Below are 20,147 nucleotides of genomic sequence, written 5' to 3' on the forward strand. Positions count from 1 at the left end.
CGCATGGCGTTTGATGCCGACGAAGAGATCCTGCAGGACTTCCTGGTTGAGGCCGGCGAGATTCTCGAAAAGCTGTCCGAGCAGCTGGTAGATCTTGAGCAGCATCCGGATGACAGCAACCTGCTCAACGCCATCTTCCGTGGTTTCCACACGGTCAAGGGCGGTGCCGGGTTCCTGCAGCTCGAAGCGCTGGTCAACTGCTGTCACTCTGCGGAAAATGTGTTCGATATCCTTCGCAACCACAAGCGCAAGGTTACCTCCGAATTGATGGACGTGGTGCTGGAAGCCCTGGACCACGTCAACGCCATGTTTGATCAGGTTCGTAACCGTGAAGAGCCGACGCCGGCTCCGGACGAATTGATCGCCGCGCTGGATGAACTTGCCAAGCCGGAAGGCGACACGGCAGCGCCGGCAACGCCAACGCCAGAACCCGAACCTGCCGTGGGTGCCGGCAATGATTCCGGTGATATTACCGACGAAGAGTTTGAGCAACTGCTGGATGCCCTGGCCGATGAAAAAGGTGCGGAGCAACAGCCGGCGGCCGCACCGGAAAACACCTCTGCCAATGACGCCGGGTCAGACGGCGACGAGATCACCGACGACGAATTTGAAGCCCTGCTGGACCAGTTGCATGGCAAAGGCCAGTTTGCCGGCCCCCCGGTTGTTGATAACGACACCCCGCCGGAGCCGGAACCAGAAGAACCGGCAAAATCATCCACTGGTGATGATCTGATCACCGATGACGAGTTTGAAAACCTGCTGGATGAGCTGCACGGCAAAGGCAAGAGCCCTGGTGCAGCCCCCGCAGCGGAGACCAAACCTGAGCCTGCGGCCAAGCCTGAGCCAAAGAAGCCGGAGCCAAAACAACCGGAACCCGCCAAGCAGGAAGCCAAACCGGCAGCCCCCGCCGCCCCGGCAAGAGATGCGGCGCCCGCAGCCGAGACCACCGTGCGGGTGGATACCAAGCGCCTTGACGACATCATGAATATGGTGGGTGAGCTGGTGCTGGTCCGTAATCGCCTGCAGCGTCTGGGCTCCGAGAGCGAAGATGAACATATGCACAAGGCGGTCGCCAACCTCGACGTGGTGACCACCGATTTGCAGGCGGCGGTCATGCAGACTCGCATGCAACCGATCAAAAAGGTATTTGGGCGCTTCCCACGGGTGGTACGAGACCTGGCCCGAGGGCTGAAGAAAGAAATCAACCTGGTGATGCACGGGGAAGAAACCGACCTGGACAAGAACCTGGTCGAAGCGCTGTCCGACCCGCTGGTTCACCTGGTAAGAAACTCCGTTGATCATGGCATTGAAATGCCAGAGGTGCGGGAAAAGGCCGGTAAGCCCCGTGCTGGCACCGTTACCCTGTCAGCGGAACAGGAGGGGGATCATATCCTGCTTTCCATCTCTGACGATGGCGCGGGTATGAACCCTGATGTTCTGCGCCGAAAAGCGGTGGAGAAGGGGCTGTACGACCAGGATGCCGCAGATCGACTGACCGATAACGAGTGTTTTAACCTGATTTTTGCCGCTGGTTTCTCGACCAAGGAACAGATATCCGATGTGTCTGGCCGGGGCGTGGGCATGGACGTGGTGAAGACCAAGATCGGCCAACTTAACGGCCAGATCAACATCGTGTCTGAACAGGGCAAGGGCACCAGCATTATTATCAAGGTGCCGCTCACCCTGGCGATCATGCCTACGCTGATGATCATGCTGGGCGATCAGTCCTTCGCCTTGCCCCTGGTGAACGTGGTTGAAATTTTCCATCTGGATCTGTCGAAAACGAACATCGTCGATGGCCGGGAATGCATCGTGGTTCGTGACAAGGTATTCCCGCTGTTCCACATCAAGCGCTGGCTGGTACATGGCGCGGCTGGCCAGAAAGAGCCGGAAAACGCCCATGTGGTGATTGTGGCCATGGGTACAAAGCAGGTCGGGTTCGTGGTGGACCAGCTGATCGGCCAGGAAGAGGTGGTGATCAAGCCGCTGGGGCGGGCGTTACAGGGTACGCCCGGTATGGCCGGGGCCACCATCACCGGTGACGGCCGCATTGCCCTGATTATTGACGTACCCAGCCTTCTTCAACATTACGGTTAGCGGTGCCAGGGCAGACAACATGCAGGATTGTTTAGGAGAAATGGATGACAGTTTCTGTCCTGGTCGTTGATGATTCAGGGTTCTTTCGCAAACGGCTGACGGAAATCCTCACGGCCTCGGGGCAGATCGAGGTTGTTGGTGCGGCAACCAATGGCCGTGAAGGGGTGGAGCTGGCCGAAAAGCTGCGCCCTGATGTGATTACCATGGACTACGAAATGCCTGTGATGGATGGCATTTCGGCGGTTCGTGAAATCATGAAAAAGCACCCGACCCCGGTATTGATGTTCTCCTCTCTGACGTATGAGGGCGCGCGGGTTACTCTGGATGCCCTTGAAGCCGGGGCAGTGGACTTCCTGCCCAAGAACTTCGAGGAAATTGCCCGGGATACCAGCCAACTTCAGAAAATCCTCATCGATCGGATTCTTGACGTGGCCGGCAGCAAGCCCAGCGGTCGTTCTGCGGCTCCGGTTGCGCGCCCGGCAGCGCCGCGTCCCGGGGTTTCGCGCCCGGCTGCCCCGCAGCCTCCAGAGCGGCCCGCCAGACCGGTAACCCGCGACCGCTCAGCCCCGGTCCAGCCAGAGCCGACCCGCGAGCCGGAAACGCCAAGGCGGCCCTCCCGAAAAGCCGCACCAAGACACTACAGCGTGGTTGCAATTGGCACTTCCACAGGAGGACCGGTGGCGCTGCAGAAGGTCTTGACCGCACTGCCGGCGTCGTTCCCGGCTCCCATTGTGCTGGTGCAGCACATGCCTGCCAGTTTTACCCCGGCTTTTGCCGAGCGCCTGAACAAACTTTGCCGTATTCAGGTCAAGCAGGCAGAGGATGGCGATATCCTGAAGCCTGGTCATGCCCTGTTGGCGCCCGGCGGCAAGCAAATGATGATCGAAAATCGTGGCGGTCAGGCGAGAGTCAGGATCCTGCCGGGTGACGAACGGCTGAACTACAAACCCTGTGTGGATGTCACTTTCGGTTCTCTTGCCCGCAGCTTCCCGGGAAAAACCCTGGGCGTCATCCTGACGGGAATGGGAGCAGACGGTAAGGAAGGCTGCCGGATGATGAAGCAGTCCGGTTCGGTGGTCTGGTCCCAGGACGAGAAATCCTCGGTGATCTACGGCATGCCCATGGCCGTCGCCAAGGCCGGATTGAGTGACGAAATCCTGCCGCTTGATGAAGTGGGCCCCCGGCTGGTTGAAGGCGTGAGCTGATGGATATTCTGAGCCTGCTGGGCATCATCCTTGCCTTTGTAGCCATCCTGGGTGGCAATCTGCTCGAAGGTGGTGCCGTCGGCTCCCTGTTCAATGGGCCTGCCGGGCTGATCGTGGTTGGGGGCACACTGGCGGCCACCATTCTGCAAACCTCCTGGCCGATGCTCAAGCGTGCCATGGCGCAGATTCGCTGGGTGTTTGTGCCGCCCTACATCAGCCTGGAAGATGGTATTGGCAAGGTCATCGATTGGAGCGTCAAGGCTCGTAAGCAGGGTTTGCTGGGCCTTGAGGGTCTGGCAGAGCGAGAGCCGGAGAAATTTGCCCGCAAAGGGCTGCAGTTGCTGGTTGACGGCGCTGAGCCGGAAGCCATCCGCAGCATTATGGAAGTGGATCTGGAATCCCGTGAACAGCGGGATCTTGAGGCGGCGCGTATCTACGAAGCCATGGGTGGTTATTCGCCGACGATCGGTATCATCGGGGCGGTCATGGGCCTGATACAGGTAATGACCAACCTTGAAGACCCGCAGTCCCTGGGCAGCGGCATTGCCACCGCGTTCGTAGCCACCATCTACGGCGTGGCCCTGGCTAATCTGCTGTTTTTCCCTGTCGCCAACAAGTTGCGAAGTATCGTCAAGGAACGTACCCGCTACGAAGACATGATGATCGATGGCATCATCGCCATCGCTGAGGGTGAGAACCCGAAATCCATTGAACTGAGGCTGCGGGGCTTCCTGCAGTAATCAGGACGGAATAGCCTATGCGTCGGCGCAGACAACCCCAGGATGACCTGCACAACAAAGAGCGTTGGCTGATTTCCTACGCGGATTTCATCACGCTTCTGTTCGCTTTTTTTGTCGTCATGTACTCGGTGTCTTCGGTTAACGAGGGCAAATACAAAGTTCTGTCCGAAACCCTGACAGGCGTGTTTAACGCACCCCAGCGCTCGGTGCAGCCGGTCCAGGTGGGCGACCAGCCACTGCGGGTACGGACCAGTTCACCAGAAGACGTCATTCCCCCGCCAGTCACCGAAGCCCCTCGCAATCCTCAACTGGATGCCGAGAGCCGCACACAAGCCCTCAGAACCATGGCAGATCAACTGACTATGGAGTTTGATGAACTGATCAGTCAGGGCGTGGTCAGCCTGGAAACCAATGAACACTGGCTGGAGCTAAACCTGCCAAACAGCATGCTGTTCAGTAGTGGCGACGCCGAACCTCACTACGATGCGTTCCAGGTCATCGAAAAGATCGCGACAGTGCTTCGCAACCGCGATAACGCGGTCAAGGTGGAAGGGTTTACCGATAACCAGCCAATAAGAACCAGCCGGTTTCCATCCAACTGGGAGCTTTCCAGCGCCAGGGCATCGGCCGTGGCTCGTATGTTGATGATGGAAGGTGTAGAACCCGAACGCCTGGCCGCGGTTGGTTACGGCCAGTACCAGCCGGTGGCGAGAAACGATACCGAGGAAGGGCGGCGGCGTAATCGCCGGGTTGTACTTCTGATTTCCCGAGACGCCAGTATTCGTGGTGCCGTTCGCTGATCTGTCGGTGGCAGATGCGTATGGCCGAACTGGCACGCTTCCTGTATTACAGTCTTTTTATCATCCGGATCGGCAAAGGCTTGCCGCGTAAAACGGACAGCGGACAGTCAAGTTTCGGGTCCGCGTGCCGATATGGTCAGTAGCGGCCGGTATTTCTGTCGGGCATAGCCAAACTGGAGTAACAAGAGTGCGAATCTGGGCTGTAGCCAATCAAAAAGGTGGTGTAGGTAAGACAACCTCGGTGGTAGCCCTGGGCGGGTTGTTGGCCGAACGCGGCAAACGCGTGCTGGTGGTCGACCTTGACCCCCATGGCTCTCTGACCAGCTGGTTCGGGTATGACCCCGATTCGCTGGCGCACAGCGTATTCGATCTGTTCCAGCACCAGGGCAAGGTGCCGGAAGGCCTGCCTGCCCAGCTGATTACCGAGACCAGTTGTCCGAATCTGTCGTTGCTGCCGGCCAGCACAGCCCTGGCCACCCTTGAGCGTCGGATGATTGGCGTGGAGGGGATGGGGTTGATTGTTTCCCGGGCCCTGGCGCAACTCTGGGATGACTTTGATTACGTGATTCTGGACAACACCCCGTCGTTGGGCGTGCTGATGGTCAATGCCCTGGCGGCGGCCCAGCATCTGATCATTCCGGTACAGACCGAGTTTCTGGCGATCAAGGGCCTGGAGCGCATGCTGCACACCCTGCAAATGATCATGCGTTCCCAGAAGAACGAATTGGCGTACACCATTGTGCCCACGCTCTATGATCGCCGTACCCAGGCCTCAGTGAAGAGCCTGAATCTGTTGCGTAAAACCTACGGCGACAAGCTCTGGCGTTTTGCCATTCCGGTGGACACCAAGTTCCGGGATGCCAGCCAGGCCGGTGTTATTCCATCGGCACTGGATGCAGACACCCATGGCGTTCGAGCCTACCGGCATCTGCTTGACGATGTTCTGGCGTTAACCGCTACCGCGAAGGAGCGGCGGCATGGCTGACAAAAAAATGGCACAGCTGGCCACGCCCGATGCGGCGATCGCCAGCTACCTCGACGAACTTCTGCATACGGCAACCAGCAGCGCCCAGGTGCAAGAGCCTGAACAGGTTCAGCCGGCACCGGAACCGAAGAACGAAGCCAGAACCAGAGTCCGGGAAAAACCGGCGGAGATAGTAAAACCTGCCGAGATAGTAAAATCGGAGCCTGCCCCGGTTATCGAGAAGGCGCCGCCCGAGCCGCCAACCCGGCCAGATTGGTCCCATGGGCCGTTTGAGTGCCTGATTTTTACCGTGGCGGGGCTGCAGCTCGCGGTGCCTCTGGTGCTGCTTGGAGCCATTCATCGAATTGAAGAGGAAATCCGGCCAATTCCCGGCAGCCCCCGTTGGTATATGGGTATTCGCCCGGACCGGGATCATAACCTGCGGGTGGTAGACACCGCCGAGTGGATTATGGCGGGGCGGGTTCCAGCCGGTGCCCGTGATAATTATCGGTTTGTGATCCGTCTGGATGACAGCGATTGGGGGTTGGCCTGTGACGATGTTGCCCAGTCGTTCACCCTCAAGCCCGATGAGGTGCGCTGGCGCACCGCACGGAGCAAGCGGCCCTGGCTGGCGGGAACCGTGATTGATCACATGTGCGCGTTGATTGATGTCAGAACCATGGCTCACCTGTTGGTGAGGGCCGAGCGGGAGCACCATCTGGATCTGAGCTGAGGTGACCGCACAGGCGGAAACTGTACAAATTGGTTACTGAAAGAAACCGTGCAAGGCTGGCACGGTTTGTGCCCTTAACTATAGTATTGGGCACTGATGATGAATTTTTGACGATCAGGTTGCCCGCCGGGCAGCCGAGAAGGAGAGAGCGCTATGGCATCCCCGAGCGGACAAGTAAATCAGGCCCAGGATGATCAGGTACTGCAGTACGTGACCTTCCGCCTGGATGATGAGACCTATGGCATCAACGTGATGCAGATCCAGGAAGTACTGCGGTATACCGAGATTGCTCCGGTACCGGGTGCCCCGGATTACGTGCTGGGCATCATCAACCTGCGGGGCAACGTGGTTACGGTTATTGACACCCGTCGGCGCTTCGGCCTGGCGGACGCAGAAGTGACGGATGCCACGCGGATTGTAGTGATGGAATCCTCCAGCCAGGTCATGGGTATTCTGGTGGATTCAGTGGCGGAAGTGGTCTATCTCAAGGCCAGTGAAATTGAAACCGCACCGAACGTGGGTAACGAGGAAAGTGCCAAGTTTATCCAGGGCGTGTGCAACAAGAATGGCGAGCTGATTATTCTCGTCGAGTTCGACAAAATGTTGTCAGACCACGAGTGGGCTGAAATCGCATCGCTGTAAGGGCATCTCCTTCCAGCGCTCCCGATGGACGTCTTCCGTGGTGACACACAAGGGAGACGTCTGTCATGAGTTATACCATTCCTTCCTGGCTCCCCTGGGGCCTGACTGCAGTCGCGATTGTCCTGGTCCTGGTTCAGGGTGTCATCCACGGGCGTCAGATCAGCGCATTGCGAGCTTCAACAAAACAGCGATGCGACACCCTGGGCCGTGAATTGCACGCTACGACCAGCGGTAGCATGGGCGTCGGCCAGCGCCTGGTGGCCTGCGAAAGGCAACTGCACGAATTGCGTAACGCCCTGGATGAAATGCGCCAGAACGACCCACTGAGAATTTCCTACGACGAAGCAGCGCGCCTGGTTGATCTTGGTGCAGATATCGACGATCTTATGAATACGTGCGGAATATCCCGCCCCGAGGCCGAACTGGTGTCAGCACTGAAGAAACGTCAGGCGGCCTGATCCAAAGCTGTCACAGGCGCTGCTGAATGAAGAAACTCTACCCGAGAGCCGCCGAGGCTCTCAATGCTGTAGACCGGCGGGCGTTCGTCTCCGGTGTTGATATTGGCCCCTCGATTACTGGCCATTCCATTCCCAAAGAAGAAACCGTTGAACATCTGCTGGCACTTTGCCCGGAAATAGAGCCGGATCACGTGGTTATGCACATTGGCGGCGGGTCGGGCTACCTCACCGCCGTGCTCGCTGAACTTGCCTACCGTGTTCTTTACGTTGATCGCAATCCGGTTGTTGCCGAGAAGGCCAGAGAGCGTTTCACCCTCGGAGGTAAGCACAACGTCGAGGTGCTGGTTGCTGACGCGGGTAATGGGATAACAACCGACGAGCTATGTGACCTGATCCTGTGCACCACCTTTATTCCCGAGCCGGCGGCGATGGTGACCGTTTTGCGGGATGGTGGAAAACTGGTGTGCCTGGAAGGCCGGGCAGGCCCGGTGCCAAGCCTGGCCATGTTTCAGCGCAGTGGCACACGAATTGAGCGGGTTCGAACCCTGGGCTGGGTGGATTTCAATCGCAATGCCGAACAGATCCTGATTGATCTGGGGATTGTGGACGAAGCGGTTCTGGCGCAGGCCCGGGCGGAAGCGGCCGGGAAGAACGAACGCATTCTGGACGTGGTCCGGCGCAAGCTGAACCTGGAAGAGATTGATCTTTACCGGTCCCTGGCCCAACAACGGGGAATGACCTTCACGGATGCTGACGAAGTGCTCGGTAGCCTGCAAACCGAGCTGTTCAGACGGTTCTCCCGTACCTTCCTCGATCTTTCCCGGATGATCCCGGTGGCAGAGGAAGACGGTAGCCTGACGGTGGTCACCGATGACCCTGACGCCCACACCGATCAACTCGAGCGCCTGACACCCAGGCATCGGATCACCTGCCTGCTGGTCACGCCTACCGATTTCCGAAGGATCTGGTCAGCACTGGATTTGACCGTCAAAGGCAGCCGGTTTGTCGCAGAGCACGGCAAGACCGTTCCGGAAAACGAGAATGAACGCTCCCGGGACTTGCTGGGTGAGGATAAGGGTAACAACCGGAATATCAGCCCCTATCTGGTATCGGTGTATGAGGCCATCCTTCTGGATGCGGTCAGTGAGAAAGCCAGCGATATTCACATTGAGCAGTACGAAAACCGGGTTCGAATCCGGTTACGGGTGGATGGAGAGTTGCGCGACTTGCCGCAGTATCAGTTATCTGCCCGTGAAATCCGGGGTGTGATCAATGTGATCAAACTGCGGGCCGAACTCAATATTGCCGAACACCGTTTGCCCCAGGGCGGGCGTTCCCGATTGCAGCTGGGTAACACGTCCTACGACCTCAGAATCCAGACCCAGCCATCGCTGCATGGCGAAAATGCCGTCATTCGCTTATTGCCCCAGACCGGGCGGGCCATGACCATCGCCGAGCTCGGCATGTCTCCGGCCATTGGCAGCCGCTACCAACGGTTGCTGGATAACCCGGCGGGCCTGGTGCTGGTGGTCGGCCCGACTGGTTCGGGTAAATCCACAACCCTGTATGCCGGCTTGCAGACCCTTGCCGATGACGGCCGCCGTAAGGTGATCACGGTGGAAGATCCCATCGAGTATTCCATCGAGAACATCCAGCAAACCCGCGTGCGTGCGGACATTGGTTTCAGCTTCGCCGATGCCATGCGAGCGTTTGTGCGTGAAGACCCGGATGTCATTCTGGTGGGCGAAATCCGTGACCAGGAGACGGCTCTGGAAGCTATTCGAGCCTCCCAGACCGGGCATGTGGTGTTGTCGACGCTGCACTGTAATGATGCCGTAGATTCACTCCAGCGTCTTTACGATCTTGGGGTACACCCCAACTCCATTGCCGGCGAGCTGCTGGCGGTGATTGCCCAGCGCTTGGCCAAGCGCATCTGCAAACATTGCCGCAAGCCGGCCAAACCGGACCCTGCCATTATGGCCGAGGTGTTCCCGGATGGCGCCCCTGCGGACTTCCGCTGTTTCGAGGGTAAAGGCTGCGACAAATGCAACGGCCGTGGCACCCAGGGGCGGGTGGCCATTATTGAGTATATGGAAGTGGAATCCGATATCCGGAACGCCATCTCCAGCCAGCCACCTATCGGTGAGCTGCGTTGGCGGGCACTGGATGCCGGTCTGGTAACCATGCGGGACAGCGCGCTGGATCACGTTATTGAGGGGATCATCCCGTTGTCGGAGTTGCCTCGCATCATACCGAGAGAGCGAATGGCACCGGAAGTTCGCGGCGGTCGCAGGAGTATCGGATGAAACAGTACAAACAAGCAGCCCGCTCTGCCCAGCGGGAACCGGCCGAGGTGACCTACCGGGAAGAGCTCGAAAAACTGATCGCCATGGACCTGGGCCCTATTCCGCCTGGCTGGCAAATGTCTCCCCGTGGAGTGGAAAAATTCCTGCTGGGCGATGAGACGCTGGGCATCGAGCGCAAGTTCGTTGCCGATCGTGGTGTCGTGGTCCGTATTATTATTTCCCTGTGCACCAGCCGTGGTTGCTTGCTGGTTGGTGAGCCGGGAACGGCCAAGTCCTGGCTATCTGAGCTGTTGGCGGCAGCCATTTCCGGTAACTCCACGTTGACGCTTCAGGGCGGTGCCATCAGTCAGGTTAGCCAGCTGTTGTACAGCTGGAACGAAGCGATTCTGCACAGTGAAGGACCAACCCTGAACGCCCTGGTGCCAACACCATTGCTACGGGGCATGATGGAAGGGCGCCTGGTTCGCTTCGAAGAAATCGCCCGCTGCCCTCAGTCGTTGCAGGACGCCATACTGTCGGTATTGTCTGACCGGGTTGTGGTGATTCCGGAACTGGCCGGGGAGGAAGGGGTCATCCTGGCTCGGGAAGGGTTCAATCTGGTGGCTACCTCGAACAGCATCGATGAGGGCGTGCATAGTATGAGTGCCGCCCTCAAGCGCCGGATGGATTTCGAAGAAATCCGGCCTATCCGCCACCTGGCTGATGAAATGGACGTAGTCCTTCGTGAGGTGGCCAAGGCGAATCGGCGTGCCGGTGTCGAGGTGGCGCTGGATGAGCCAGTGGTTGAGGTGTTGGTGACGCTGTTTCACGAATTGCGCAACGGCCAGACCCTGGATGGACGAAGCACCGACCGCCTGGCGGGCGCCGCCCTTTCAACCGCCGAAGCTGTCTCGGTGGCCCACGCGGCCAGCCTGAATGCCTGGTACTACGGTGGCGGAGCCATGACCGTGGAGCACCTGATGCACCATATCATTGGTTCCGCACTCAAGGATCAGCCGGAAGACCGGCGGCGCCTAAAGCACTATTTCGAGACCGCAGTGGCGCCCCGCAAAGGGGATCATTGGCAGCAGGCCTGGGCCCTGCGCTCACTGATTAACTGAAGCGCTGCCCCCGATTGGCCGGGCGTCTCCGGGCGTCCGGCCCCGAATGTGAAACGCGAAAGCGAGTATTTCCGCAATCACCCGGTAAAGCTCTTCCGGGATTTCCTCGTTCAACGACAGTCTGGCGAGAATGCTGGCCAACTCGGCATTTTCATACAGCGGCACGTCGTGCTCCCTGGCGATGCGGATAATCTCTTCCGCCAGTTCCCAGGTCCCGGTTGCTGCGATAACCGGTGCCCGCTCGCCATCGTATTTCAGGGCGACGGCTGCCGGTATGGCTGTGTCAGTCTGTTTGTTCTTCATGCCTTGGTGTCCACCAGTCGGTGTTCCAGTCGGGTTTGTGTGCGCTGGGGGCTGCCGCGCCGGCAATCCAGGTCTTTTACCTCCAGCCCCAGGTCGGTCAGGCTCTGCCGAAGCAGCGGCAGTTCTTCGTGTACCTGGCGCAGGGTGCTCTGCTTTTCCGCCCACACCTGTGCACTGACCGATGGATACCGGAAAGAAACGTCGAAGTGAAGCGGCCCGGCTTCGTCCAGATCCATGGACAGCGCCAGCCGCCATTCGCTGACAGTGGCATGACCGGTGGCTTTGGCAGACGCCTCGTCCCTTTCATATTGTTCCAGCCGCAGTTGAGCCATTCGTGGTTCCTGATGCGGCGTCAGCCAGGGCAATTCGATCAGTAGCGTGTTGGTGGGTGTGCCGGGTTCGGCACCGGCCCTGGCAGTAAGCACCTGGCTATGGAGCTGATTGACGGTAATCCGGTTCAGCATGCCGGCCAGCAGGCGCAGGGCCTGTGCCACCGACAGCGGTTCGGCCGTGCTGGTTGATGAGGGGCCAGTGGTATTCGGGAATTGCAGAGGTGATTGAACCAGGTCGTGGCTGGCAAGCGGTGTCAGCCGATTGAAGTGTTCAGGCCCCTGGCCCTGTGCAGCCAGGAGTGCATCTGCAACCCGAGCCAGGGCCAGCTTCAGATCGGTCGGCGAACCCTGGGCCGGGCTGGAATGCAACAACCTGGATTCTGCGAAAACACCACTTTCGGTTAGCCATTGCCGGACCTGTTGGGCAATACCATCGGTCTTGCCCACGCCGGGTGCCAGGGCATCCGAGCGGGGCAGGCTGGCAAGCAGGTTCTGCAGTTGTTGCTGGGCCAGGGCAGGCAAGGGCTGGGTGGCATTTCCGGCCGGTGGTTGGCCAAGTTGTAGCGCAGGCTTCAATCCACTGGTCAGACTTTGCAGCAGTTGCCCGAGCCCGGCCTGCAAATTCTGTTGCCAGGGCAGCCTCTGGGCCAGTGCCCGCGCAATACTGGCATCTGGGCCCGGGGCCAGTTTGCCAAGCAGTCGCAGCTCGTTGCCGGCCCGCATCACCTTGATCAGATCGCCTGCGGACAGGCCTGCGGAATCCGGGCCGGTCGACACCGCCAGGGCACGGCCACGCAACTCCAGAAGCAGCTCATGGCCACCACCTTTCTGTTGAATAATGTCGGCCACACGGGCCAGGGCGGTTTCATTATTGCTGAGCCGGAGTTGCATTAGCTGCTGCTGTGCAGATTTGAGCGGGTCTGCCCGGGGCACAGACGTTGCACCGTCCCGAAGTTCAGGGGTAGCCTGCCCGGAGGAGCCCCGGGCCGCTGGCGCGTCCGGTGTTTTGACTGGAGGTTGTCCGCCGTTCAGCTTCATTGTCATGGATTTGATGTCGGGCAAGAGTATTCCGGTAACGCTTTCGTTATAATACGCCGCGCTGGCTGTGAATGCCGTGATTTCATGTTGGTACCTGCGTGACCTTCATCCATGCACCCGATGCCTGCTGCGCATCCTTCGTCCTGAAACGGGGCCACGATGTCCGAGCCGTTACTACAGGCGGTTGATCTCGAGTGTGAACGGGATGAGCGCCTGTTGTTCCAAAACCTGTCTTTCTCCATAGTGCCCGGTACGCTCACCCGTGTCGAGGGCCCCAATGGCTCAGGTAAAACCACTCTGCTACGTATTCTCGCGGGTTTGAATGATGCCTGGTCTGGAGACATTCTGTGGTGCGGGCAACCCCGGGGGCATGATCGCGAGTCGTTTCACCGAAACACCCTGTACCTGGGCCATCGGCCTGGTATCAAACCATTGCTGACGCCGATGGAAAACCTGCGGGCACTGATGGCGGGCCGTCGCCCGGTCAATGACGAGGTGTTGGCCCAGGCCCTGGCCGGCACTGGCCTGGCGGGCTATGAACATGTTCCCTGTCGCAACCTCTCGGCAGGTCAGCAGCGCCGGGTCGCGCTGGCCCGGTTGCTGATTGCTGACGAACCCCTGTGGTTGCTGGACGAAGTATTTACTGCCATCGACGCGGATGGCGTTCAGGCCATTGAAACCCTGCTCAGGCAGCGAGCGGCCGAGGGTGGCGCCATTCTGGTTACCACTCATCATGACCTTCAGGTTGAGGGGATGGGGCGTATTACCTTGGGTGGGGGGCAGTGTGATGAATAGCCCGGCTCACCCTTTGATAAAACCGGTGGAACAGGGCGTTGGGCCGCTCAGTGCCATGGTGGCGGTATTTGCTCGTGACGTCCGGGTTGCATTCCGGCAGCGGCAGGATTTGCTTAATCCTCTGTTGTTTTTCGTCATGGTTGTCACCCTGTTTCCCCTGGGCGTCAGCCCCGAGATAGGGTTTCTGAAACAGTCTGGAGCGGGCATTCTCTGGGTGGCAGCGTTGTTGTCGGTGTTGCTGTCCCTTGATCATCTGTTCCGGCACGACTTTGATGACGGTACCCTGGAGCAACTGGTGTTGCAGCCACAGCCTCTTTTCCTGCTCATCCTGGCAAAAACACTGGCGCACTGGATGCTTACCGGCCTGCCGCTGGTGGTGCTGACCCCGGTTTTGGGCGTTATGGTGCACCTGGACGGGAACTCTGTTGCAATTCTATGTCTAACGCTGCTGATCGGTACGCCGGTACTCAGCCTGATCGGCTCCATTGGTGCTGCGTTGACGCTGGGCCTACGCTCTGCGGGCGTGCTCTTGTCATTACTGATTATTCCGCTGTACATTCCCGTGCTGATTTTCGGTACCGGCACGGTGGCGGCAGCGGCTGAGGGTGCGCCGGTCGCCGGCTACCTGGCCCTGATGGGGGCATTTCTGGTGCTGGCCCTGACGCTGGCCCCGTTCGCGTCCGCGGCAGCGTTGCGGATAAGCATGTCCAACAGTTAAACGCCCCGGGTGCGCCCGCTGGCAAAATGAACAGTAAGACGGTGACCAACTGATGTGGCAATGGTTTCACAAATTGGGTTCCCCCAAGTGGTTTTTCGGGATTGCGACCCGGTTTATGCCCTGGCTCCTGGCCGGTGGCTTGCTCCTGCTGGCAGCGGGGCTGATTTGGGGCCTGGCGTTTGCACCCAAGGATTACCTGCAGGGCAATAGCTACCGGATTATCTTCATCCACGTGCCCAGTGCCTTCCTGGCTCAGTCCATCTACATTTCCATGGCGGTCGCGGCTGTCGTGACCCTGGTCTGGCGCATGAAGCTGGCGGATGTGTTTGTCAAAGCCATTGCGCCGGTTGGCCTGATCTTTACCTTTCTGTCCCTGTTTACCGGTGCGGTTTGGGGTAAGCCAACCTGGGGAACCTGGTGGGTGTGGGATGCCAGGCTCACCTCGATGCTGATACTGCTGTTCCTTTATGGCGGTGTTATTGCCCTGGACCGGGCGATCAACGATGAAAAATCTGCCGCCCGCGCCGTCGCCGTCCTGGTTCTGGTGGGGGTAGTGAATATCCCGATTATCAAATACTCCGTAGACTGGTGGAATACACTCCATCAGCCCGCCACGTTCAAACTGACCGAAAAGCCCTCCATGCCCATGGAAATGTGGGTGCCTTTGTTGCTTTCCGTTCTGGGGCTGTACCTGCTGTTTGGCTGGTTGGCCTGTATCCGGATGAAGACCGAGATTCTGATCCGCGAGCAGAGAACCCGGTGGGTAAAAGACATGGTACTGGCAGGAAGGAAATGACCGATGGCGTTTGATTCGTTCTCAGCATTTATTGCGATGGAAGGCCACGGACCCTACGTATGGGTATGTTATGCGGTCTTTGCCGTTCTGCTTGCCGGCTTGATGATCTGGTCGGTGAAACGAAATCAATCGGCCCTGGAAGATTGCCAGCGCAGACATGACACAGAAAGCCGGGCATCTGCCAAGGCAACGGGCAAAGCAGCGGCAAGCTTTACCCGAGTTGAAATTCCCCAAGACTGAAGAGCAGGTAATTCATGCATCCGATTCGTAAAAAGCGACTGACCATTGTGCTGTTCCTGGTGGCCGGGCTTGCCATCGCCGTTGGCCTGACTACCTATGCTTTGCGTCAGAATATCAATCTGTTCTACGACCCAAGTGAAATCGCTGATGGCAAGGCGCCGGTGGATGTCCGCATACGGGCTGGCGGCATGGTCGAAGAGGGCAGCGTGGTGCGTGATCCGGAGAGCTTGAAGGTGGAATTCCGGGTAACTGATTACTCCGCCTCCGTGGCCATGGAGTATGTGGGTATCCTGCCGGACCTGTTTGCTGAAGGTCAGGGCGTTGTTGCCATGGGGCGGCTCAACGCGGATGGCCGGTTTGTTGCTGACCAGGTGCTGGCCAAGCACGATGAGACCTATATGCCGCCGGAAGTAGCCGAGGCCCTGGAACGGGCTTCGAAAGGCAGGCACCAGGCTGCCGACGTAGAGAAAGCCGCGGAATCCACCGCTTACTAATCAACGACTCCGACCCCCTGTTGCTGGAGGAACCCGATGTATCCGGAACTCGGACAGCTTGCACTTATTATCGCGCTGCTGCTGGCAGTACTCCTTTCTGTTGTCCCGTTAGCCGGGGCATTGACTGGCCGTGACAGCCTGCAGGCGTTTGCCCGCCCTCTGTCGACCGGTATGTTTGTTTTTACCGGCCTGGCTTTTGCCGTTTTGACCCATGCGTTCATGGTGGATGACTTCTCGGTTGCCTATGTCGCCAACAACAGCAACAGCATGTTGCCCTGGTACTACAAGTTCAGTGCGGTTTGGGGTGGGCATGAGGGCTCCCTGCTGCTGTGGATTCTGATGCTGGCGGGCTGGACACTGGCCGTTGCGGTATTCAGCCGGAAGTTGCCGTCTACCATGGTGTCTCAGGTATTGTCGGTGATGGGCATGATCTGTGTCGGGTTCTTCCTGTTCATTATCGTTACCTCCAATCCGTTTGACCGACTTTTGCCGAACATTCCGGCTGATGGCAGCGATCTTAACCCGTTGCTGCAGGATATTGGTCTGATTCTTCACCCGCCCATGCTGTATATGGGATATGTGGGCTTCTCCGTTGCTTTTGCCTTTGCCATCGCGGCACTGATAAACGGTAAGCTGGATGCCGCCTGGGCCCGCTGGTCCCGCCCGTGGACCACGGTGGCCTGGGCGTTCCTGACCCTGGGGATCGCATTGGGAAGCTGGTGGGCCTATTACGAGCTTGGCTGGGGCGGCTGGTGGTTCTGGGACCCGGTTGAAAATGCCTCTCTGCTACCCTGGTTGTCCGGCACGGCGCTGATGCATTCGCTGGCGGTCACCGAAAAGCGCGGCGTGTTCAAAAGCTGGACCGTGCTTCTGGCCATCGTAACCTTCTCGCTGAGCTTGCTGGGTGCTTTCCTGGTCCGCTCCGGTGTGCTGACTTCGGTCCATTCCTTTGCCAATGATCCCGAGCGGGGTACGTTCCTGCTGGCCTTGCTGGGCATCACCGTGGTTGCCAGTCTGACTCTCTATGCCTTCCGGGCACCGGTGGTGCACGTTCGCTCCCGCTATGGCTCACTGTCACGGGAAATCTTTCTGCTGTTGAATAACGTGTTGCTGGTAGCGGCAACCATGCTGGTGGCGATCGGTACCCTGTACCCGCTGGTTCTGGATTACCTGAACCTGGGCAAGCTGTCGATCGGTGAACCGTTCTTCAACGCCACGTTTAGCCCTATGGCTGTGGCCACAGGCCTGTTGTTGGGCGCCGGGATCTTCTCACGCTGGAAGCGCACCGACGGTGGCTGGTTGGCCCGTAAGCTGCTCTGGCCCCTGGCGGTCAGTGTATTGGCGACCACCGCCGTTATGCTGGTGTATGGCAGCTTTGCCCCCTGGGCTTTTGCCGGTGTGTTCACCGCGGTTTGGGTGACCATGGCAACGGTTTGGGACCTCTGGGATAAATCAGCATCGAAGAACGGCCGCTGGCACGGTCTGAAGCGCCAGTCCCGCAGCTATTACGGCATGGTCTTCGGGCACCTTGGCCTGGCAATGGTCATTGCAGGGGCCACCGTGGTGTCCAACTATGGCATCGAGCGGGATGTACGCATGGTGCCAGGTGGTTCCGCTGAGGTCGGCGACTACACCGTGGTGTTCAACTACATCGGTGAGCGCCAGGGGCCAAACTTCAGGGCTGAGTATGGTGAGTTCGATGTGTTCCTGGATGGCAAGCAGGTTGCCAGCCTGCACCCCGAAAAGCGTCATTACCCGGTGGGCATGAGTGTGATGACCGAGGCGGCAATCGACGCCGGCCTGTTCCGCGATGTCTTTATTGCCATCGGTGAGCGCATCAGCGATGAAGCCTGGGCCATCCGCCTTCAGTACAAGCCTCTGGTTCGCTGGTTGTGGCTTGGCTCGTTGGTAATGGCCATCGGCGGCTTCCTGGCCATTTCGGACAAGCGGTACCGCATTCGGGTCCGCTCAGAGGCCAAAGACCCCGCATCGACTGGTGAAACCGGCGCTGCGGGCAGTAAGCCTGCGGGGGCCAACGCATGAGACGGGTAATGCTCTTCATGCCCCTGGTGGTTGCCCTGGTGGTGGGAATCTTGCTGGCCTCCGGCATTGGCAAGGATCCCTCGGAACTGGAGTCGGCCCTGATCGGCAAACCGGTACCGGAATTCAACCTGGAGAACCTTCGGGAGCCCGGGGAAATGCTGGACCAGTCCCTGTTTCAGGGCGAGGTTTCGTTGCTCAACGTCTGGGCAGAATGGTGCCCGGCATGCTGGGACGAGCATGAGGACCTGATGTGGCTGGCGAATGAGAAGGGCGTTCGTATTATCGGGTTGAACTACAAGGACCAGAAAGAAAATGCCTTCCGTTTTCTCGGCCGCCTGGGTGATCCCTATCACACCATCATTTTCGATCCACGGGGTAGCCTTGGCTTCGATCTGGGGGTGTACGGCGCCCCCGAAACCTTCGTGATCGACGCTCAGGGCGTGGTTCGTTACCGCCATGTGGGCGTGGTCAATGAGCGGGTGTGGGAAGAAATTCTGCTGCCTGTGGTCAACCAGGCCAGGGGGAATAGCTGATGCGTTCTATGCCGTTGATTCTGGTGATGCTGTTGGCGTTTGCACTCCCAGTATCTGCCGATGCGCCGGAATTCTACGATTTTGACACTCAGGCTGAGGAGCAGCGCTTCAGAAACCTGATTGCTGAATTGCGTTGCCCCAAATGCCAGAACCAGAACATAGCGGATTCCAATGCGCCTATCTCCAAGGATATGCGTGACCAGGTTTACCTGATGATGCAGGCTGGTGCCACCAATGACGAGATTGTTGGCTCACTGGTTGATCGCTTCGGTGAGTTCGTCAAATACAAACCGCCGGTTGATCGTCGAACCATCATACTTTGGGCATTTCCTGCCATTGCGGTGTTTGGTGGCCTGCTGATTGTCGCGGGTGTGGTGCTCAGGTCCCGGAGGCGGGATTCGAACGAGCCGCCACTGAGCCCGGAGGAAAAAGCACGAGTCGAACAGATGCTGGCTGACAAGGATCAGTCGTCACGTAGCTGATTCCGGTAATACATTTTCAACTGTGATGATATCTCCATGACCGAAACATTCTGGATTGCCGCAACGGTACTCATTCTCCTGGCTTTGGCGTTTGTACTGTACCCGGTCTTTTTTCATCGTTCGAAAGCAAGACTGGAAACCGATCTGAGAAACCAGAATCTGCTTGCCTATCGCAGCCGGCTGAAAGAGCTGGATAATGAGCATGAGGCGGGTATTCTCGATGACGAAACCTATGAACTGCTCAAAGACGAGCTGGCCGGTGCCATGCTGGATGACGTGCCGGAGAATGCGGTGCCGGAGAAACGCATTCCGGGGCGCAGAAGTGCGATGGTGGTGGGCTTGGCAACAGTCCTGTTGCTGCCTGCGGGTACGTTTCTGGCCTATGATCGCTGGGGAGCCATGGAGCAGCTTGAGCAGTACCTGACTATGCAGGAGATGAGCGCGTCTGATGGTGAGCAGGTGGCCCGGGTATCCGAACTGGCCGAGCAGTTGCGCACCCGACTGGAGGCCAATCCGGACAATGCTGACGGTTGGGCGATGCTGGGCCAGACCTACATGCGGATCGAACGCTATGAAGATGCGGCCCGAGCGTTCCAGCGGTTGGCGTCGGTTGTTGACGAAGACCCGGCATCCAGCGCAGTCGCCCATGGTCTTGCCGCACAGGCACTTTTCTTCACTACCCAGGGTGAGCTGACTCCGGAGGTACGGGAATCTATTGAGGCGGCGCAATCGCTCAACCCGGACGAAGTGAACTCTTTGGGATTGCTTGGCATCAGCGCGTTCAGTCGGCAGGATTATCAGGCGGCGATTGATTACTGGGAGCGGATTGTCGAGGTGGCGCCGGATCACCCACAGATTGCATCAATTCGCGGTGGCATTGACGAGTCCTATCGCCGCATGGGCCAGCAATCCCCGGCGTCAGAGCAAGCCTCCGAACCGGAGGCGGCCATTGGCCCGGGCGTATCTCTGCGGGTGTCCCTGGATAAGGAGCTGCAGGACCAGGTACCTGCCGATACTGCATTGTTCATTTTTGCCCGGTCAGCGGGCACCAGCCAGGGGGTACCGGTGGCGGTTGCCCGCCTGACCGCCGGTGCCTTGCCTGCAGATATCCGGCTGGATGATCGCTATGCGATGTCACCGGAAACCACCATTTCCGCCGAGCAGGACGTGGTGATTATTGCGCGCCTCAGTCGCAGCGGCAGTGTCAATCCGCAGCCAGGAGACTGGCAGGGCAGGGTAGAGGCCCAGGTGCTGTCATCGGATGCCCAAGGTGAGCCCGTTCAGCTGGTGATCAATCAGGAACTCACCAACTGATTCTTCGGATCCTC

Annotated in this window: 21 protein-coding genes; 19 read left to right on the forward strand and 2 right to left on the reverse strand. The window is 58.8% G+C overall.

Going from position 1 to position 20,147, the window contains the following annotated elements; genetic code table 11:
- Positions 1-3 precede the first annotated feature (3 nt).
- From FIV08_RS06710 to FIV08_RS06755, 10 genes are all read left to right on the forward strand, one after another.
- On the forward strand, positions 4-2,097 hold the full coding sequence (locus FIV08_RS06710) for a chemotaxis protein CheA (protein WP_152437764.1): 2,094 nt from the start codon (positions 4-6) through the stop codon (positions 2,095-2,097).
- Between the two features lie 44 nt (positions 2,098-2,141).
- Positions 2,142-3,302: a protein-glutamate methylesterase/protein-glutamine glutaminase gene (locus FIV08_RS06715; protein WP_152437765.1), complete on the forward strand. Its 1,161-nt coding sequence runs from the start codon at positions 2,142-2,144 to the stop codon at positions 3,300-3,302.
- On the forward strand, positions 3,302-4,042 hold the full coding sequence (locus FIV08_RS06720) for a flagellar motor protein (RefSeq protein ID WP_061331820.1): 741 nt from the start codon (positions 3,302-3,304) through the stop codon (positions 4,040-4,042). The genes FIV08_RS06715 and FIV08_RS06720 overlap by 1 nt, the downstream gene beginning before the upstream one ends.
- A 17-nt stretch (positions 4,043-4,059) precedes the next feature.
- Complete coding sequence (motD, locus tag FIV08_RS06725) at positions 4,060-4,842, forward strand: flagellar motor protein MotD (protein ID WP_152437766.1); 783 nt, start codon at positions 4,060-4,062, stop codon at positions 4,840-4,842.
- Between the two features lie 187 nt (positions 4,843-5,029).
- Positions 5,030-5,827 (forward strand): ParA family protein, encoded by a 798-nt coding sequence (locus tag FIV08_RS06730; RefSeq protein WP_061331822.1) that lies wholly within the window; start codon positions 5,030-5,032, stop codon positions 5,825-5,827.
- Complete coding sequence (locus FIV08_RS06735) at positions 5,820-6,539, forward strand: chemotaxis protein CheW (protein WP_152437767.1); 720 nt, start codon at positions 5,820-5,822, stop codon at positions 6,537-6,539. Before FIV08_RS06730 ends, FIV08_RS06735 begins: the two co-directional genes overlap by 8 nt.
- A 153-nt stretch (positions 6,540-6,692) precedes the next feature.
- Entirely contained in the window at positions 6,693-7,181 is a 489-nt protein-coding gene (locus FIV08_RS06740) for a chemotaxis protein CheW (RefSeq protein WP_072677648.1), read from the forward strand.
- Between the two features lie 65 nt (positions 7,182-7,246).
- Positions 7,247-7,639, forward strand: coding sequence for a DUF2802 domain-containing protein (locus tag FIV08_RS06745; protein ID WP_152437768.1), 393 nt, complete (start codon positions 7,247-7,249; stop codon positions 7,637-7,639).
- Between the two features lie 26 nt (positions 7,640-7,665).
- Positions 7,666-9,945: an ATPase, T2SS/T4P/T4SS family gene (locus tag FIV08_RS06750; protein WP_152437769.1), complete on the forward strand. Its 2,280-nt coding sequence runs from the start codon at positions 7,666-7,668 to the stop codon at positions 9,943-9,945.
- Complete coding sequence (locus FIV08_RS06755) at positions 9,942-11,045, forward strand: ATP-binding protein (RefSeq protein ID WP_152437770.1); 1,104 nt, start codon at positions 9,942-9,944, stop codon at positions 11,043-11,045. Before FIV08_RS06750 ends, FIV08_RS06755 begins: the two co-directional genes overlap by 4 nt.
- Here FIV08_RS06755 and FIV08_RS06760 read toward each other — a convergent pair.
- Positions 11,031-11,348, reverse strand: coding sequence for an EscU/YscU/HrcU family type III secretion system export apparatus switch protein (locus tag FIV08_RS06760; RefSeq protein ID WP_152437771.1), 318 nt, complete (start codon positions 11,346-11,348; stop codon positions 11,031-11,033). The genes FIV08_RS06755 and FIV08_RS06760 overlap by 15 nt on opposite strands.
- Entirely contained in the window at positions 11,345-12,742 is a 1,398-nt protein-coding gene (locus FIV08_RS06765) for a flagellar hook-length control protein FliK (protein ID WP_228715506.1), read from the reverse strand. Before FIV08_RS06765 ends, FIV08_RS06760 begins: the two co-directional genes overlap by 4 nt.
- Before the next feature lie 135 nt (positions 12,743-12,877).
- Between FIV08_RS06765 and ccmA the strand changes: the two genes are divergently transcribed.
- The 9 genes from ccmA to ccmI are packed head-to-tail and all read left to right on the forward strand — an operon-like array spanning position 12,878 to position 20,133.
- A complete protein-coding gene (gene ccmA / locus FIV08_RS06770; protein WP_152437772.1) occupies positions 12,878-13,513 on the forward strand; it encodes a cytochrome c biogenesis heme-transporting ATPase CcmA in 636 nt (211 codons plus the stop codon).
- Complete coding sequence (gene ccmB / locus FIV08_RS06775; RefSeq protein WP_152437773.1) at positions 13,506-14,231, forward strand: heme exporter protein CcmB; 726 nt, start codon at positions 13,506-13,508, stop codon at positions 14,229-14,231. The genes ccmA and ccmB overlap by 8 nt, the downstream gene beginning before the upstream one ends.
- 52 nt (positions 14,232-14,283) lie before the next feature.
- Positions 14,284-15,027: a heme ABC transporter permease CcmC gene (ccmC, locus tag FIV08_RS06780; protein WP_152437774.1), complete on the forward strand. Its 744-nt coding sequence runs from the start codon at positions 14,284-14,286 to the stop codon at positions 15,025-15,027.
- Between the two features lie 3 nt (positions 15,028-15,030).
- On the forward strand, positions 15,031-15,267 hold the full coding sequence (gene ccmD / locus FIV08_RS06785; protein WP_106695421.1) for a heme exporter protein CcmD: 237 nt from the start codon (positions 15,031-15,033) through the stop codon (positions 15,265-15,267).
- A gap of 14 nt (positions 15,268-15,281) precedes the next feature.
- Positions 15,282-15,761: a cytochrome c maturation protein CcmE gene (gene ccmE, locus FIV08_RS06790; protein ID WP_152437775.1), complete on the forward strand. Its 480-nt coding sequence runs from the start codon at positions 15,282-15,284 to the stop codon at positions 15,759-15,761.
- A 36-nt stretch (positions 15,762-15,797) separates the two neighbouring features.
- Complete coding sequence (locus tag FIV08_RS06795) at positions 15,798-17,804, forward strand: heme lyase CcmF/NrfE family subunit (RefSeq protein ID WP_152437776.1); 2,007 nt, start codon at positions 15,798-15,800, stop codon at positions 17,802-17,804.
- Positions 17,801-18,337, forward strand: a complete 537-nt coding sequence (locus FIV08_RS06800; RefSeq protein WP_152437777.1) for a DsbE family thiol:disulfide interchange protein — start codon at positions 17,801-17,803, stop codon at positions 18,335-18,337. The genes FIV08_RS06795 and FIV08_RS06800 overlap by 4 nt, the downstream gene beginning before the upstream one ends.
- Before the next feature lie 8 nt (positions 18,338-18,345).
- On the forward strand, positions 18,346-18,819 hold the full coding sequence (locus FIV08_RS06805; RefSeq protein ID WP_416376918.1) for a cytochrome c-type biogenesis protein: 474 nt from the start codon (positions 18,346-18,348) through the stop codon (positions 18,817-18,819).
- 36 nt (positions 18,820-18,855) lie between these two features.
- On the forward strand, positions 18,856-20,133 hold the full coding sequence (ccmI, locus tag FIV08_RS06810) for a c-type cytochrome biogenesis protein CcmI (protein ID WP_152437779.1): 1,278 nt from the start codon (positions 18,856-18,858) through the stop codon (positions 20,131-20,133).
- Positions 20,134-20,147 lie beyond the last annotated feature (14 nt).

Origin of the sequence: Marinobacter sp. THAF197a (assembly GCF_009363275.1) — a bacterium.
In the GTDB taxonomy this organism is placed as follows: domain Bacteria; phylum Pseudomonadota; class Gammaproteobacteria; order Pseudomonadales; family Oleiphilaceae; genus Marinobacter.

Bases quoted from the DNA above. Each gene is read 5' to 3' on its own strand.
- FIV08_RS06710 (WP_152437764.1), top strand. From the start codon at position 4: ATGGCGTTTGATGCCGACGAAGAGATCCTGCAGGACTTCCTGGTTGAG.
- FIV08_RS06715 (WP_152437765.1), top strand. From the start codon at position 2,142: ATGACAGTTTCTGTCCTGGTCGTTGATGATTCAGGGTTCTTTCGCAAA.
- FIV08_RS06720 (WP_061331820.1), top strand. From the start codon at position 3,302: ATGGATATTCTGAGCCTGCTGGGCATCATCCTTGCCTTTGTAGCCATC.
- motD (WP_152437766.1), top strand. From the start codon at position 4,060: ATGCGTCGGCGCAGACAACCCCAGGATGACCTGCACAACAAAGAGCGT.
- FIV08_RS06735 (WP_152437767.1), top strand. From the start codon at position 5,820: ATGGCTGACAAAAAAATGGCACAGCTGGCCACGCCCGATGCGGCGATC.
- FIV08_RS06740 (WP_072677648.1), top strand. From the start codon at position 6,693: ATGGCATCCCCGAGCGGACAAGTAAATCAGGCCCAGGATGATCAGGTA.
- FIV08_RS06745 (WP_152437768.1), top strand. From the start codon at position 7,247: ATGAGTTATACCATTCCTTCCTGGCTCCCCTGGGGCCTGACTGCAGTC.
- FIV08_RS06750 (WP_152437769.1), top strand. From the start codon at position 7,666: ATGAAGAAACTCTACCCGAGAGCCGCCGAGGCTCTCAATGCTGTAGAC.
- FIV08_RS06755 (WP_152437770.1), top strand. From the start codon at position 9,942: ATGAAACAGTACAAACAAGCAGCCCGCTCTGCCCAGCGGGAACCGGCC.
- FIV08_RS06760 (WP_152437771.1), bottom strand. From the start codon at position 11,348: ATGAAGAACAAACAGACTGACACAGCCATACCGGCAGCCGTCGCCCTG.
- ccmA (WP_152437772.1), top strand. From the start codon at position 12,878: ATGTCCGAGCCGTTACTACAGGCGGTTGATCTCGAGTGTGAACGGGAT.
- ccmB (WP_152437773.1), top strand. From the start codon at position 13,506: ATGAATAGCCCGGCTCACCCTTTGATAAAACCGGTGGAACAGGGCGTT.
- ccmC (WP_152437774.1), top strand. From the start codon at position 14,284: ATGTGGCAATGGTTTCACAAATTGGGTTCCCCCAAGTGGTTTTTCGGG.
- ccmD (WP_106695421.1), top strand. From the start codon at position 15,031: ATGGCGTTTGATTCGTTCTCAGCATTTATTGCGATGGAAGGCCACGGA.
- ccmE (WP_152437775.1), top strand. From the start codon at position 15,282: ATGCATCCGATTCGTAAAAAGCGACTGACCATTGTGCTGTTCCTGGTG.
- FIV08_RS06795 (WP_152437776.1), top strand. From the start codon at position 15,798: ATGTATCCGGAACTCGGACAGCTTGCACTTATTATCGCGCTGCTGCTG.
- FIV08_RS06800 (WP_152437777.1), top strand. From the start codon at position 17,801: ATGAGACGGGTAATGCTCTTCATGCCCCTGGTGGTTGCCCTGGTGGTG.
- FIV08_RS06805 (WP_416376918.1), top strand. From the start codon at position 18,346: ATGCCGTTGATTCTGGTGATGCTGTTGGCGTTTGCACTCCCAGTATCT.
- ccmI (WP_152437779.1), top strand. From the start codon at position 18,856: ATGACCGAAACATTCTGGATTGCCGCAACGGTACTCATTCTCCTGGCT.